The sequence below is a fragment of the Streptomyces sp. NPDC058052 genome, from assembly GCF_042885515.1.
Classification (GTDB): Bacteria; Actinomycetota; Actinomycetes; order Streptomycetales; family Streptomycetaceae; genus Streptomyces.
The window spans coordinates 225,154-239,064 of sequence record NZ_JBHVRX010000003.1 but is presented as its reverse complement, the minus strand read 5'-3'; the positions used below and the strand labels follow the sequence as shown (position 1 = coordinate 239,064).

At 76.5% G+C, this 13,911-nt stretch carries 14 protein-coding genes and 1 tRNA gene; 7 read left to right on the top strand and 8 right to left on the bottom strand.

From position 1 onward, the window contains the following. Positions 1 to 217 precede the first annotated feature (217 nt). From ACFVU3_RS05830 to ACFVU3_RS05815, 4 genes are all read right to left on the bottom strand, one after another. Positions 218 to 1,129 carry a hypothetical protein gene (locus ACFVU3_RS05830; RefSeq protein WP_390064000.1) on the bottom strand — a complete coding sequence of 304 codons (912 nt, stop codon included), beginning with the start codon at positions 1,127 to 1,129 and terminating at the stop codon, positions 218 to 220. After that, positions 1,126 to 2,139: an SPFH domain-containing protein gene (locus ACFVU3_RS05825; RefSeq protein ID WP_390063999.1), complete on the bottom strand. Its 1,014-nt coding sequence runs from the start codon at positions 2,137 to 2,139 to the stop codon at positions 1,126 to 1,128. The genes ACFVU3_RS05830 and ACFVU3_RS05825 overlap by 4 nt, the downstream gene beginning before the upstream one ends. Positions 2,140 to 2,225: 86 nt before the next feature. Beyond that, positions 2,226 to 3,278 carry a DMT family transporter gene (locus ACFVU3_RS05820; RefSeq protein ID WP_390063997.1) on the bottom strand — a complete coding sequence of 351 codons (1,053 nt, stop codon included), beginning with the start codon at positions 3,276 to 3,278 and terminating at the stop codon, positions 2,226 to 2,228. Then, positions 3,275 to 4,090 (bottom strand): phosphatase PAP2 family protein, encoded by an 816-nt coding sequence (locus tag ACFVU3_RS05815; RefSeq protein WP_390063996.1) that lies wholly within the window; start codon positions 4,088 to 4,090, stop codon positions 3,275 to 3,277. The genes ACFVU3_RS05820 and ACFVU3_RS05815 overlap by 4 nt, the downstream gene beginning before the upstream one ends. A gap of 198 nt (positions 4,091 to 4,288) precedes the next feature. Between ACFVU3_RS05815 and ACFVU3_RS05810 the strand changes: the two genes are divergently transcribed. Further along, on the top strand, positions 4,289 to 4,891 hold the full coding sequence (locus tag ACFVU3_RS05810; RefSeq protein WP_390063994.1) for a TetR/AcrR family transcriptional regulator: 603 nt from the start codon (positions 4,289 to 4,291) through the stop codon (positions 4,889 to 4,891). Positions 4,892 to 4,920: 29 nt separating this feature from the next. Next, positions 4,921 to 5,286 carry a DUF488 domain-containing protein gene (locus tag ACFVU3_RS05805; RefSeq protein WP_390063992.1) on the top strand — a complete coding sequence of 122 codons (366 nt, stop codon included), beginning with the start codon at positions 4,921 to 4,923 and terminating at the stop codon, positions 5,284 to 5,286. A 69-nt stretch (positions 5,287 to 5,355) separates the two neighbouring features. Here ACFVU3_RS05805 and ACFVU3_RS05800 read toward each other — a convergent pair whose 3' ends face one another. Continuing rightward, entirely contained in the window at positions 5,356 to 5,889 is a 534-nt protein-coding gene (locus ACFVU3_RS05800) for a DUF309 domain-containing protein (RefSeq protein ID WP_390063990.1), read from the bottom strand. Positions 5,890 to 5,992: 103 nt separating this feature from the next. Between ACFVU3_RS05800 and ACFVU3_RS05795 the strand changes: the two genes are divergently transcribed. Then, positions 5,993 to 6,066: transfer RNA gene (locus ACFVU3_RS05795), tRNA-Pro, on the top strand. Positions 6,067 to 6,206: 140 nt separating this feature from the next. Further along, the gene (locus ACFVU3_RS05790) at positions 6,207 to 6,815 is read left to right on the top strand and encodes a DNA-binding response regulator (RefSeq protein ID WP_390063989.1); all 609 of its coding nucleotides are present in this window, start codon (positions 6,207 to 6,209) and stop codon (positions 6,813 to 6,815) included. A 7-nt stretch (positions 6,816 to 6,822) separates the two neighbouring features. Here the strand turns inward: ACFVU3_RS05790 and ACFVU3_RS05785 are convergent, their stop codons facing one another. After that, positions 6,823 to 8,688, bottom strand: a complete 1,866-nt coding sequence (locus ACFVU3_RS05785) for a sensor histidine kinase (protein WP_390063987.1) — start codon at positions 8,686 to 8,688, stop codon at positions 6,823 to 6,825. Positions 8,689 to 8,828: 140 nt separating this feature from the next. On the opposite strand from ACFVU3_RS05785, the gene ACFVU3_RS05780 reads away from it, so the two are divergent. Then, a complete protein-coding gene (locus ACFVU3_RS05780; RefSeq protein WP_390063985.1) occupies positions 8,829 to 9,794 on the top strand; it encodes a serine hydrolase domain-containing protein in 966 nt (321 codons plus the stop codon). A 126-nt stretch (positions 9,795 to 9,920) separates the two neighbouring features. Then, entirely contained in the window at positions 9,921 to 10,811 is an 891-nt protein-coding gene (locus tag ACFVU3_RS05775; protein ID WP_390063983.1) for a hypothetical protein, read from the top strand. A 32-nt stretch (positions 10,812 to 10,843) separates the two neighbouring features. On the opposite strand, the gene ACFVU3_RS05770 is transcribed toward ACFVU3_RS05775, so the two are convergent. Beyond that, the gene (locus tag ACFVU3_RS05770) at positions 10,844 to 11,725 is read right to left on the bottom strand and encodes a GDSL-type esterase/lipase family protein (protein ID WP_390063982.1); all 882 of its coding nucleotides are present in this window, start codon (positions 11,723 to 11,725) and stop codon (positions 10,844 to 10,846) included. Beyond that, entirely contained in the window at positions 11,722 to 13,158 is a 1,437-nt protein-coding gene (locus ACFVU3_RS05765; RefSeq protein WP_390063980.1) for a DHA2 family efflux MFS transporter permease subunit, read from the bottom strand. The genes ACFVU3_RS05770 and ACFVU3_RS05765 overlap by 4 nt, the downstream gene beginning before the upstream one ends. Before the next feature lie 66 nt (positions 13,159 to 13,224). Between ACFVU3_RS05765 and ACFVU3_RS05760 the strand changes: the two genes are divergently transcribed. Then, on the top strand, positions 13,225 to 13,836 hold the full coding sequence (locus ACFVU3_RS05760) for a TetR/AcrR family transcriptional regulator (RefSeq protein WP_390063978.1): 612 nt from the start codon (positions 13,225 to 13,227) through the stop codon (positions 13,834 to 13,836). Positions 13,837 to 13,911 lie beyond the last annotated feature (75 nt).

The following is a 13,911-nucleotide window of genomic DNA, read 5'->3' as shown; positions in this document are numbered from 1 at the left end:
CGTTCCTTCGAGTGCCGGAGGGAGCGGGGGAGGGGCGGAGCGCGGGCGGGCGGAGGCCGCGCCCCGCGGGAGCCGGACCCGGTCCTCCGGCAGGTCGTACGACATGCCTGTCACCGCACACCAAATCGGTCAAAGCGCCCCACCGTAGCGCCTCCTGGGCCCCCGCCCTGGCCCCGCCGATCGATTCCGGCCGCGTCGGACCCGGGCGCGGGCCGGCTCAGCCCACCAGCCGGAGGCGGGTGTCGGCGACGGTGAGGCGGACGGTCTGGCCCCAGGTCAGGTCGAGGGTGTCGGACTCGACGCCGTCGCCGAAGGCGACCAGGCGGTCGGACTCGACGGTGAGGCGGAGGCCCTGCGCGGGGCCGAGGACGCCCTCGACGCGGCGCGTGCCGGTCGTCGGCGACGGCCACGCCTCGCGGACGAACCAGGCGAGGCGTGGCTCCGTCGGCGCGGGCAGGGCGAGCGCGCTGGAGCGCTGCTGCCAGAGCGAGCGGAGCCAGCCGGTGGCCCCGGTGCCGGTGCCCGCGAGGACCCCCGAGGACGCCTGGGGTTCGGGCTCCGCGGCGCCCGCGCCCCCGGCGCCGTCCGTGCCGAGGGTGTAGCGGGCGGTCTGGTGGCCGGGCGGCCCCACGTAGATCTCGTTGAGCGCGAGCAGCCGCTGGCCGTCGTCCGTGGCCGCCGCGACCATGGTGAGTTCGTCGGCCGTCACGCCCGGCGCCGTCGCGTACGGCAGCAGCCGGCGGGCGTCCGCGGGCCGGTGCCGCACGAGTACGCCCGGGTTGCGTCCGGGGTCGGCGTCGATGCCGACGACGGGCTGTCCGGCGAGGTACTTGGCGGTGTTGGCGACCAGCCCGTCCTGGCCGACGACCACGACCACGTCCTCGGGGCCGAAGAGGAAACGGTCCAGATCGGCGCGTTCCACCCGGGTCTGCCGCCAGGTCAGCGGCACGGCGCCGGCGACGTCCGCGAGCGCCCGCCGGGCGCGCTCGTGCCGGTCCCGGACCTCGTCGGCCGAGCGGCCGCGCGCCGCCAGGAAGAACGCGGCCTGCCCGTGCGTCCCGTGCCGGGCGAGCAGCTCCTCGTACTCCGTCCTGCGGTGCACGAGGACCGCCCGCGGCGCGAGGCTCACGCGCCCGCCCCGCCGTTGCCGCCGCCCAGCTTGGCGAGGAGGCCGGTGAGGACGTCGGGGGAGAGGGTGAGGTGCTCGATGCGGGGCAGCTGCTCGGCGGCCCGGGTGAGCGCCAGGGCGTGCAGGACGGCCGGTTCGGCGGCGGCGTGCGCCTGGAGCCAGGCGGTCTGGGCGGCGGCCCTGGCCTCGCCGACCTCGCGGGCTGCCTCCGCCTCGGCCCGTGCCAGCCGTACCTTCCGCACGGCCTCGGCCTCCGCCCGCACCGCGTCGGCGGCGGCGGACTCCTCCGCCTCGCGCCGGGCGTTGGTGCCGCGCTGCTCGACGAGCCGCTCCTCCTGCCGGGCCAGCTCGATCTTGCTGGCCAGCTCGTTCTCGGCGATGGTCCGCTCGCGTTCGACGGCGACCGCGCGCCGCTCGTACGTGGCCCGGTCGGCCTCCTGCTGGATCTGCTCCCGGGCGGGGGTGCGCAGCGCGCGCTCGACCTCGGGCTCGGGGCGGATCGCGACGACGCGGACGGCGACCACCTCGATGCCGGTCGCCGGCAGCCGCGGTTCGGCGGCGAGCCCGTCCGTGATCCGCTCCCGGACCGCCGCCACGCCGTCCATCAGCGCCTGCGCGAGCGAGGTCCGGGCGAGCACGTCGAGCGCGTGCTGCTGTGCCGTCTCGGTCAGCAGGGTCGCGATCTGCTCCAGCGGGGTCCCGCGCCAGACGCCGGTGTCGGGGTCGATGGAGAAGTCGAGGCGGGCGGCGGCGGTCGCGGGGTCCCCGATCCGGTAGGTGACGGTGGACTGCACGCTCACGTCCTGGAAGTCCGCGGTGCGCGCGTGGAAGGCCATCGCGAGCTCCCGGTCGTCCACCGGCACCTCCGACAGCGCGGCGCTGAGCGGCCGGAACCAGAAGCTGAGCCCGGCGCCGTCGTGGGCGAGCCGGCCGCGCCGCTGGTGGCGGATGTGGGCGGTGGGCGCGGAGCGGAGATGGCGCCAGCCGGCCCGGCGGGTGATGTCGGCCATGAGAGAACCCCCTTGTCGTCAGCATGACGATAGAGCCGGATTCCGGTTGTCGTCAAGATGACGTAAAGGGGGAGGTCCTCCCTGGTTCAGCGCGCGGGCTCCGCCTCCGGTACGGGGACGAGCGCCCCGCCCAGCGCCTCCGCCAGGCTCGCGACCGCCGGCTCGTCGGCGGGCTCCGCCGGGGCGGACGGCGCGGGCACGCGCACGGGCTCGGCCGCGCCCGCGCATTCCGGTACGGCCGGCTCCGGGGCCGCCGGGCCTCCCGTGGTGAGGAGGACGACGCCCCGGGCCGCGACCAGGGCCGCGCCGCCCGCGATCAGCCAGCCCCAGGCGCCCGCGCGGAACGTCTCGCCGAGCAGGGCGACGCCGATGACGGCGGCCGCGGCCGGGTTCGACAGGTTCACCACGGCGAGCGGCGCGGCGAGCCCGCCCCGGTAGGCGGTCTGCGACAGGAACAGGCCCCCGACCGCGAAGGCCGAGATCAGCAGCGCGAGCAGCGCGGTCTGCCACCACGCCGGCCGGCCGCCGGGAAGGCTCAGCGCCAGTGCGGCGGTGAGGGTCTGGGTGAGTGCCGAGGCGACGCCGGACGCGATCCCGGAGGCCGTGGCGTGCCCCAAGCCGTGGGCCCGCACGCCGCCCTCCCCGCGCGCGGCCCGCCGCCCGGCACCGGGCAGGCCGCCGGCGAGCGCCGCGATCAGCAGCGCCGTCGCCGCCGCGACCACCAGGGACTCGCGCAGGCTGAGGGACTCTCCGGGCGCGGCCGGCCCGGTGACGGCGACCAGCCCGACCAGCCCGGCCAGGGTCCACAGCGCGCCCCGCCACTCCGTGCGGGTCACCCGCCGCCGGGCGGTGTACGCGCCGAGCGGCAGCGCCGCCACGAGGGTCAGCGCGCCGAGCGGCTGCACCAGCGTCAGCGGGCCGTAGTGGAGCGCGGCCACGTGGGCGAGGGCGCCGGCGGCGTTGAGGCCGACGGCCCACCACCACTGCCCGCGCGCGAGCAGCGCCCGCAGCGCCCCGCGCCCCGACGGGGTGGAGGGGGCGGCGGCGAGCCGGGCCTGGGCGACGGCGGCGAGCGCGTACCCGGCGGCGGAGACGAGGGAGAGGAGCACCGCGAGCACGGTGCCGGCGGCGGTGCTCATCGCAGCACCCCGGCCGGTACGGCCCCGGCGGCGGACCGCGCGCGCGGGACGGCCGGCGGCTCGGGCGGCGCCGACGGGCGCGCGGGCGCCGGTACGACCAGCAGCGCGAGGCCCAGCAGCACGGTCGCGGCGAGCGCGTCCAGCCAGTAGTGGTTGGCCGTGCCGACGATGACCAGGAGCGTCAGCACCGGGTGCAGCAGCCACCACCGGCGCAGCGGCGAGCGGGTCGCCGCGATCAGGCCGATCGCGACCATCAGCGCCCAGCCGAAGTGCAGCGACGGCATGGCGGCGAACTGGTTCGCCATCGAGTCCGCCTCGGGGGTGGCCCCGTACACGGACGGGCCGTAGACCCGCGCGGTGTCGACGAGGCCGGCGGCGGCGAGCATCCGCGGCGGGGCGAGCGGCACCAGGATGTGCAGCGCCAGGGCGGCGCCGGTGACCAGTGCCAGGACGCGCCGCGACCACAGGTAGTGCGCGGGGCGGCGCCAGTACAGCCAGGCGAGGAAGGCGATCGTGGCCGGGAAGTGCACGGCCGCGTAGTAGGTGTTCGCGACCCGGATCAGCGGCTCGCCGTGCAGCAGGAGCTGCTGGATCGCGCCCTCGCCGGGGAGGTGGAGGGCCCGTTCGGCGTCCCACACGCGGTCGGCGTTGTGGAAGGCGCGGGTCTCGTGGCCGTTCGCGAGGAGCCGGCCGAACTTGTAGACGAGGAAGAGCCCGGTGACGAGCAGCAGCTCGCGCAGGAGCGGCGGCCGCCCGCCCTCCGCCCGGGAGGCGGGACGGAGCCCGCGTATCCCGCGTATCCGGGTAGCCATGGCGCGGCACTTCCCATCCGTCAATCGGTCAAATCTGCAACATCCCCAACAAACGGAGGAACTCTAGATCCGATTTCATCGAGACGCAAGCGTCTCGATACGTTTGCGTCTCGATTGTGCACCCCCTACTCTCGTATGTGCAGAGAGAAGGGTGCTCTCGCCCCGGCGCAGAGCCCCGGAGGTTTCCGGGAGGGACCGATGTCCACGCAGGCCGCCACCGCCGCCGCCCGCCGCAGCAAGATCACGCCGGAGCGCGAGGCGGAGCTGTACGAGGCCGTGCTCTGCCTCCTGCGCGAAGGCGGCTACGACGCGGTGACCATGGAGGGCGTCGCCGCCCGCACCAAGTGCGGCAAGGCCACCCTCTACCGGCAGTGGGGCACCAAGCCGCAGCTCGTCACCGCGGCCCTCGCCTCCCGCCGCTGCGCGATCTTCACCGGCCTCGACACCGGCAGCCTCGCCGGCGACCTCCACGAGGCCGCCCGCATCGCCTCCGCCCGCCACGAGCGCGACACGGAGCTCATGGAGGCCGTCGCCCAGGCGTACCTCCACCACCCCGACCTGCGCAGCGCCCTGCGCGACACGGTCATCGCCCCCGAGGTCGCCGCCATCGACGCCGTCGTCCAGCGCGCCGTCGAGCGCGGCGAGGTCGCCGCCGACAACCCGGCCATCGCCTTCGTCGCCCCCAGCTTCATGGGCCTGCTCCGCATCGAACGGCTCCTGGAGGACCGCTTCCCCGACGCCTCCGCCGCCCGCGCGTTCGTCGACGCCGTCCTGCTGCCCGTCCTGCGCGTCGACGGGTGACGGACGCCGGGGTCGCGCACCCTGGAACCATGCCCGCCAGCACCCCCGACGTCCGCGTCCGCCGCGTCTACGACGCCCCGTCCCCCGACGACGGGATCAGGGTCCTCGTCGACCGCCTCTGGCCGCGCGGCCTCGCCAAGGCCGACGCCCACATCGACGAATGGCCCAAGGCCCTCACCCCCTCCACGGAACTCCGCCGCTGGTACCACGGCCCCGACGGCGACTACGACGAGTTCCGCCGCCGCTACGAGGCCGAACTGGCCGCCCCCGGGGCCGCCACGTCCCTGGCCCGCCTCCGCACCCTCGCCGAGACCCGGACGATCACCCTCCTCACCGCCACCAAGCACCCGGAGACCAGCCACACGACGGTCCTGAAGGAGGAGCTGACGGGGTAGGGGGCGTCGAGGGTGGTGTGCCGGAGATCCGCCCGCACCGCACCGCCCGCTCCGCCCCGCGCCGCCCGCTCAGGGGCCGGTCAGCCGAGGTGCCTCGGTGGCGGCGTCCGGAGGGGCGGCGTCACGGCCCGCCCCGCCGCCGGCCCGCCGCTCCACCCGCCCGGCCAGCTCGCCGGCCCAGGCCACGAGGCCGGCGACGTCCAGGCCGTACGTCTCCCCGCCCCCGTCCGCGTACGCGGCGACCCGCCCGGCCCCGCGCCGCAGCAGCCGCGCCCCGCCCGTCGCGTTCCCCCGGGCGGAGTGCGTCAGCCCCACGGCCAGCTGCGCCAGCCCCTGCCACAGCTCCCGCTCGCCCTCGGGCCCCGACTTCCACGCGTCCTCGAAGACCTCGTGCGCGTGGAACGGCATCCCCGCGTCCAGCAGCCGCTGCGCCTCCCGCACGGTCTCCGCGGGCCCGCGCACCACCCCCTCGGGCTGCCGCGCCACGCCCTCGGCCCCGTACGGCAACGGCCGCCCGAGCCCGTCCCGGGGCCGCGCGTTCCGCGCCCGCCCCTCCACGTCCCGGTCCCTGCCGTGACCCGCCCGCCTGGCTCCACCGCTCATGCCGCCATTCTCCGCCCCGACCACCGGTGGGTGATCGCCCCCCACGGAGTGAGGTAATGTTCTCCTGCACGCCGACGCGGGAATCCCCGCCGCCGACGAGCACCGGGACGTGGCGCAGCTTGGTAGCGCACTTGACTGGGGGTCAAGGGGTCGCAGGTTCAAATCCTGTCGTCCCGACTCGAAAGAGTCGTCGATCGAGGGGCCGTTTCAGAGAGATCTGAGACGGCCCCTCGATGGTTTTCCGGAACCTGCCGGCGCCCTTCGGGCCGCCGGGCGCGCCGGGGCTTCGCCTATGATCGCGGAGGCGGGGGAGGGCCATGATCCGGATTCTGTTGGCCGAGGACATGCATCTGATCCGCGGGGCGCTGGTCGCCCTGCTGGGTCTGGAACCGGACATGGAGGTCGTGGCCGAGGTGGCCCGGGGGGACGAGGTCGTTCCCGCCGCCGTCGCGCACCGGCCGACGGTCGCCGTGCTCGACGTCGAGATGCCCGGGGCGGACGGGCTCACCGCCGCCCGCGAGCTGCGGGCCGTGCTGCCGGAGTGCCGGATCCTGGTCCTCACCGCCCTGGGGCGGCCCGAGGTGCTGCGGTCGGCGCTCGCGGCGCAGGTGAGCGGCTTCATGCTGAAGGACGCGCCGCCGGACCGACTGGCCGACGCGGTACGGCGGGTGGCCGCGGGGGAGCGGGTCGTCGACCCGGAGCTTGCGGCCACGGCGCTCATGGCCAAGGAGAGTCCGCTGACCGCGCGGGAGACGGACGTGCTGCGGCTGGCCGCCGACGGCGGTGAACTCGCCGGGATCGCCCGTGAGCTGCACCTGTCGCAGGGCACGGTACGGAACTACCTCGGCGCGGCCGTCACCAAGCTGGACGCCCGCAACCGGCTGGACGCGGTGCGGATCGCGCGGGAGCAGGGCTGGCTCGCCTGACGTCACGTCAGGGGGCCGCCGTGGCGGCCGGCGCGGGGTGCAGGAGCAGCGCCAGGGTGTAGCCGCGGCCGTCGGGGTCCGGGCCGGCCCGGAGGTGAGCGCCGTGGAGGGCCGCCCGGTCGCGCAGGTTCCTGATGCCGTTGCCACCCGGGGCCGTGCCCCGCGGGGTGGGAGGCGCCGCCGGACGGTCGGCCCGGTTGGTGACGCGCAGCGAGCCGGGGCCGAACTCGATCGTGCAGGGGCCGGCTCCGGATCCGTGCCGCAGCACGTTCGTCAGGGCCTCGCGCAGCACCGTGGCGAAGAGCGTCTCCGCCGCCGCGTCGAGGGTGCCCGCGGTTCCGCTCACCCGCACCGTGACGCCCGCCGCGGCCAGGACCTCCCGGGCGGAGGCCAGTTCCGTGTCGAGGGCGAGCTCCGCCGATTCCCCCGGGATCGCCCGCAGGTCGGCCAGGGCCCGGCCCGCCAGACCCGCCGCGTCGGCCAGGTGGCCCTCGGCGCGCCGGTCGTCCGGGTCGCGGGCGGCCAGTTCTCCCTTCAGGGCGATCGCGGAGAGGCCGTAGCCGAGCAGGTCGTGGACGTCCCGGGCGATGCGCCGCCGCTCCCGCGCCACGGCCAGCGACGCCAGCGCCTCACGGGCCTCCCGCACCTGGTGCACCAGACCGGTGAGCAGGGCCAGGCCGTAGAAGACCAGGGCGATGACCACGATGTCCAGGACGAGCAGCGCCGTCCCGTGCGCCCCCGGCCCGTCGCCGCGCGCCAGGAGCACCCCCGCCGTCAGCGCGGTGAGCGCCGTCGCGGCCGGCACGGCCGCGCGCGCCGGAAGGACGATCAGCGTGGACGCCGCCGCGAAGGCGACCAGTTGGGGGTAGGGGCCGTCCGGGGCGACCAGCAGCGCCAGGGCGAGCGCGACCTGCCCGCCGAGTGTCCGGAACGCGTACCGGGGCCGGACCCCGAGCGGACGGGGCAGCGAGTGGTACGCCTGCAGGGCGACGACCGCGGTGAGCGCGGCCGCGTACAGGGCGCTCCGCGGGCCCGGGATGTCCTCGCCGAGGAGGAACGCCGCGCCCACGGCCAGGTAGGCGAGGTGCGTGGCGATCACGATGGGCCACGCCAGCCGGGGCGTCATGGCCCGCGGCGACGCCTCCTCCGGGCCGGCCGACTGCGGGGACGGCGCGGCCCGTACGCGCTCCGTCGCCTCGCGCGCCACGGCCGCCAGCTCCCGCGCCGCGCTCCGGCCCCGGCCGGAGAGCGCGATGACCGCGGCGAGGGCCGTGCCCAGGGCGGCCTCCAGTTCCCGGCCGGTGTGCTGCCGTTCGGCGGCCACGCGGGCGGCGGCCAGGGCCCCGCGGGTGGCGTGCAGTTCGGCGTACAGGTCCGTGAGCCGGCTCAGCGCGTAGATGACGAGCCCGTGGGCGAACGCGTTGCCGATGCCGTTGAGCACGGGGAACAGGCCGCCGTCGCCGGGGGCGAGCGGTCCGGCGGCCAGCACCACGACGGTGAACAGGGCCCAGCGGACCGGCCGTTCGACGGCGAGGAGCACGGAGGCGGCGAGGAAACCGGGCAGGCCCGCCCACGGCGCCAGCAGGATCTGGGCGGCCAGCGTCCAGGCCCCGCGCAGCCGCCGCGTCCAGGGCAGACAGGTGATCAGCTGGACCAGCAGCATCAGGACGGCGGCCGGCCCCGGCAGGAGCCTGCCGGGCTCGATGGAGAAGCCGAACAGGACGAGGACCAGGACCACCGAGACGACCACCACCGGCCCCTGGGAGGACGCGTCCCCGGCGTCGTCCGGGCCCGCGGGCAGGGGGCCGTCGCCCGGGCCCCGTTCCGGTCCGTCCTCCCGCCGGCGTCCCGGCCCGATTCCCCACCTGATCACGGAGCCACGCTAATCGCAGCCGCCGCGCCCGCCCAACCCCCGCCCTCGCCACCCCGCCCGCCCCCCACCCATGTGAAATACACAGGGACCGGTGTGTCTCGCACTGCCGCCGCCCCGCCCTCCGGCGCGATCGTCGACCCATGCGTACGAAGCCGATGCGGGCCCTCGCCACGATGGCCGCCACGATCACGATCAGCACGACCGCCCTCCTCGCCGGCACCGCTCACGCGGCGGCCCCCGCGGACCTGGAGTCCCTCGTGGACGCCGCCGTCACCGGACATCTGAGGGACGACCGGATCCCGGGCGCGGCCGTCACCGTCGTCCACGGCGGCAGGACGGTCCTCGCCAAGGGGTACGGCGTCGCCGACGTCCGGACGGGGACGCCCGTCGACGCCGAGCGCACCGGCTTCTTCCTCGGCTCGCTGGCCAAGCTCTTCACCGCCCAGTCCGCGGCGCAGCTCGTCGCCGAGGGCGAGATCGACGCGCGGGCCGACGTCAACGACCGCCTCCGCGAGGTCGTCGTCCCCGACACCCACCCCGGCCGCCCCGTCACCCTGGACCACCTGCTCACCCACACCGCCGGCTTCGACAGCGACCTCGTCGGCCGCAACCGGGCCGCCGCCGAGGACGTGGAGCCGCTCGCCGAGAGCCTGACCACGCGGCGACCGCCACGCGTGCGGCCCCCCGGGGAGACCGCCGCCTACGACAACTACGCGTACGCCCTCGCCGGCCAGCTCGTCGCCGAGGTCTCGGGACAGGACTTCCCCGACTACGTCGACGCGCGCGTCCTCCGGCCCCTGGGCATGACCCGTTCCACCGTCGCCCAGCCGCATCCCGAGCGGATCGCGCGGAATCTGGCCCGAGGCTACCGGCCCGACGGCGCCTCCGGCTGGATCGAGGACGAGGGGCAGTACGGGGCGTGGAGCCCGGCCGGTCCCGGGGCGGTCAGCACCGCGGGCGACATGGGCCGCTGGCTCGTGGACCAGCTCGCCGCCGGCTCGGCGGCGAACCGGCTGATGCAGCGCGTCCATTACCGTCAGGACGCCCGCCTGCCCGGCGTCGGCTACGGCTACGAGGAGTGGCGGAGCGGCGGGCGCACCGGGTGATTCAAGGACGGCGACATCCCCGGTTTCCACTCCAGCCTGCTCCTCCTGCCCGGACACGACCTGGGGATCTTCGTCGTCTTCAACGGCGACGGCACCGGCGGACGGGCGGGTCAGGACGGCAGGGAGGTGATCGGCGCGATCGTCGACGCCCTCGCCCCGGACGACCCCGCCGCGCCCGACGCCGACGACGCCACGCCCGGAGCCGATCCCGCCGCGCCCGACGCCGACGCCGCCGTGCCCGGGGGAGCCCCCGCCGCCTCCGACCCCGACCTCGCCTCGTACACCGGGAACTACCGCGCCGCCCGGGTCAGCCGCACCGGCATGATGGCCGTCGAGGGGCTGGTCGGGGCGGTCACGGTCGAGGAGGACGGCCGGAACGGGCTGCGCACCACCGGACTCTCCCCCGACCCCGACCGGGGCGAACAGCGCTGGACCGCGCTGGGCGACGGCCTGTTCCGGGAGCGCGGGGGCGGTGGTGCCACGATCGCCTTCACCGGCGACGGGGTGCTCGCCTCGTCGGCGACGCCGTCGACGGCGTACGAGAAGCTGACGTGGCGCCAGTCGCCGGCCCTGCACCTGGCCCTGCTCGGCTCCGGTCTGGCCGTCTCGGCGCTCGGCGCCCTCGCCTATCCCGCGACGGCGGCGGTACGGCGTCTGCGCGGCCGGACGCCCCACCCGCGCGCGGCGCGGGCCGCGCGCGCCGCGGCGGCGGGGACGGGCGTCCTCACGGCGGGATTCGCGGCGGCGCTCGCGGCGGTCGTCTCGGACGTCAACGCCATGATGGAGAAGGTGCCGCTGGGCTCCCCCCTGCTGTCCGTGGTCACCGGGCTGGGCACGGCCCTGGTGGCGGCGCCCCTCGCCGTCGTGGCGGGCGCGGTCGCGGCCTGGCAGCGCGGGTGGTGGACCCGGACCGCCCGGATCCTCTTCACCCTCACCGCGCTGGCCTCGCTCGCCACGGCGGGCGTGCTCCTGCGGTACCACCTGGTGGGCGCGCCGTTCGTGTGGCTCGCGGGCTGAGGCGGCGGAGGAGGGGAGGGAGCCGTGGGGAATCAGCGCGTCGCTCGGGCCTCCTCGGCGTACCGGGCCAGGGTGGTGGCGATGGCGGCGAAGGCGACCGCGTGCCCGCGGGCGTTGGCGTGGACGCGGTCGGCGGCGTAGAGGGACGGGTCGGCGGCGAGCGGGTGGTGGTGGGTGTCGACGTGGACGCCGCCGAGCGCGCGGGCCAGTTCGGCGGTGACGCGGTCCAGCGCGTCGAAGCGGCGGGCCATGCCGTCGGCGTGCTCCGGCGGGACGAGGCCCGACCGGGCGAGGTCGAACAGGCCGATGGTGACGACGACGGCGCCGCTCTCGGCGAGGGGCGTCAGGAGCGAGGCCAGCTCGGCACGCAGCTCCTCGGGGGCGAAGCCGCGGAAGGCGTTGTTGCCGCCGGCGCTCACCATCACCACGTCCGCTTCGAACTCCAGGGCGGGGACGAGCTGTTGCTCCCGGATCTCGTCGAGGAGGAGGTGGGGCCGGGCCAGGTTGACGGCGGCGAAGCCGGGGCGGGTCGCGGCGAGGGCGTCGGCGAAGCGGTCGGCGAAGGAGCGCCGGCGGTAGCCGGGGAGGGGGTCCATGACGCCGGCGGTGACGCTGTCGCCCAGCACGGCCAGCCGGTTCCAGGGGAGGCCGCGGAGCAGGCCGGCGGCGGCCTCCGGCGGCAGGCAGAACGGGTCGGACGACTCGGCGGCGAGATCGGCGGAGGTATCCGGCCGGTCGTGCGCGGCAGGCAGGTCGTGCGCGGCGGGCAGAGTACGTACAGCGGGCAGGTCGGGCCGGGCACGTACGGCGGACCGGTCGCTCACGGTGGGCAGTTCGGACCGATCGGGCAGGTCGGGCCGGTCGGGCAGGCCGGGCCGGTCGGGCAGCTCCGGATGTTCGGGCCGGTCGGTCATCGCTGGTCTCCTTCGAGGACGCGGGTGCGGTCGGCCGGCGGCGCGGGGCGCGGCGCGGGCGGGGGAGTGGGGCGCAGGGCGAGGCCGCCGGCCGCGGCGGCGAGGTTGACGGCGGTGGCGAACCCGTACACGGCGGCGTACGGTTCCGCGCCGGTGCCCGCGACCTCCGCCACGATCACGGCCGTGGCGGCGATGCCGAGGCCGCCGCCGACCTGGCGGGCGGCCATGACCATGCCGGTCGCGGCGGCGAAGTCCCGGGGCGCGACGGAGAGGGCGGCGGCGCTGGAGACGCCGACGGTGGCCATGCCGACGCCGGCGCCCATCACCGCTCCGGCCGGGAGCCAGAGCGTCCAGAAGTGCGGCTCGGTGTCGATCAGCAGGGCCAGCACGGCCGTCGAGGCGGCGACCAGGGCCGAGCCCGCCGCCACCAGGGTGCGCGGGGTGAGGGCGACGGGCAGCCGGCCGACGCCGATGCCGACCACGGCGGTGACGAGTGCCGCCGGGCTCATCGCGAGGCCCGCCTCCAGGGGGGAGTAGCCCCACGCGTCGGTCAGGAAGAGCACGCCGAGCAGCATCGTGGCGAACAGGGCGGCGCCGTACGCGAGGGAGACGCCGCTCGCGACGGCGAACGTCCGGCTGCGGAACAGGTCGAGCCGCAGCGCCGGCCGCTCGTGCCGGAGCGACCGCAGCACGGTCGCCGCGCCCGCGAGGACGGTGACGCAGGCGGCGGCCAGGACGTGGACCGAGGCCCAGCCGTGGTCGGGGCCCTGCGTCAGGGCGTACACCGCGGCGCCGACGCCGAGCGCGAGCAGCACGCCGCCCGCGAGGTCGGGTCCCCGGCCGGCGCGGGCCTCGCCGGCCACGAGCGTGCGTCCGGCGACCAGCACCGCGAGGCCCACCGGCAGGTTGAGGCAGAACAGCGCCCGCCAGTCGAGGACGTCGACGACGAGGCCGCCGAGTGCGGGGCCGGCCGCGGCGGCCAGCGCGCCCGCCGCGCTCCACAGGCCGATCGCGGCGCGCCGCCGTTCGGCGGGGACCTCGGCGAGGACCAGCCCCAGCGAGGCGGGGACCAGCAGCGCCGCCGCCAGGCCCTGGACCGCGCGGGCGCCGAGCAGCACGGGCAGGTTCGGGGCCGCGGCGATCAGCAGCGACGACGCCGTGAAGACGGCGACGCCCACCAGGAACAGACGCGCCCGGCCGACGGCGTCGGCCAGCGGTCCGGCCGGGGCGAGGAGGGCGGCGAAGGGGATCACGTAGGCGGTGGCGACCCACGAGACGGTGGTCAGCGAGACGTCGAAGCCGGCGGCGATCGGCGGCACCGCCAGGTTGGTCACGGTGGCGTCGAGAAAGCTCAGGAAGGTGCCCGCGCAGGCGAGTAACAGGGCGAGGGAGGCCCGGCGGGACGAGGCGGGGACGGAGGCGGTAGGCGTCATGGCGAGGATTTAAGAGTACGATCGTTCGTACGTCAATGCCGTACGGTCGTTTGCTAAACTCGGGGCATGGCAGGACGTGCATCGGCTCAAGCGGCCCTCGAAACCCGGCGATCGGTGCTGAGCGCCGCCGCCGAGATCGCCTCCATGGAGGGGCTGGACAGTGTCACCATCGGCCGGCTCGCCGACCTGCTGGGCATGAGCAAGGCGGGGGTGATCGGCCAGTTCCGCAGCAAGGAGAGGCTCCAGCTGGAGACGGTCGAGCTGGTCATGGACGCCTTCCGCGCCCGCGTCTGGCAGCCGGTGCGCCACCTCGATCCGGGCCTGCCCCGCCTGCTGGCCGCCTGTGCGGCCTGGGTGCGGTACGGCGCCGACCCCGGCTACTCCGGCGGCTGTCTGCTCACCCAGGTGACCTACGACTACGACGGCCGCAGCGGCGCCGTGCACGACCGGATCGCGGAGGGTCGCGCCCGCTGGCGGGACACCCTCCGCCACGACATCGACGCCGCGATCGCCGCCGGCGACCTCCCGCCGGGGACGGACGTGCCCCCGCTCGTCTACGGCCTGGAGTCCCTCGCCGCCGGCATCACCCCGGCGAGGCTCCTCCACGGCGACGGCCGGGCGGAGGAGTGGGCGCTGCGCGGGATGCGCACCCTCCTGGGTCTCGCTCCGGAGGGGTGATCCCGGCGCCCTGGCGCGGCCCGTCCAAGTCCTCGGCCGAGCCGGTGACTTGGCGACCCGCGCCCCCGGCGTGTT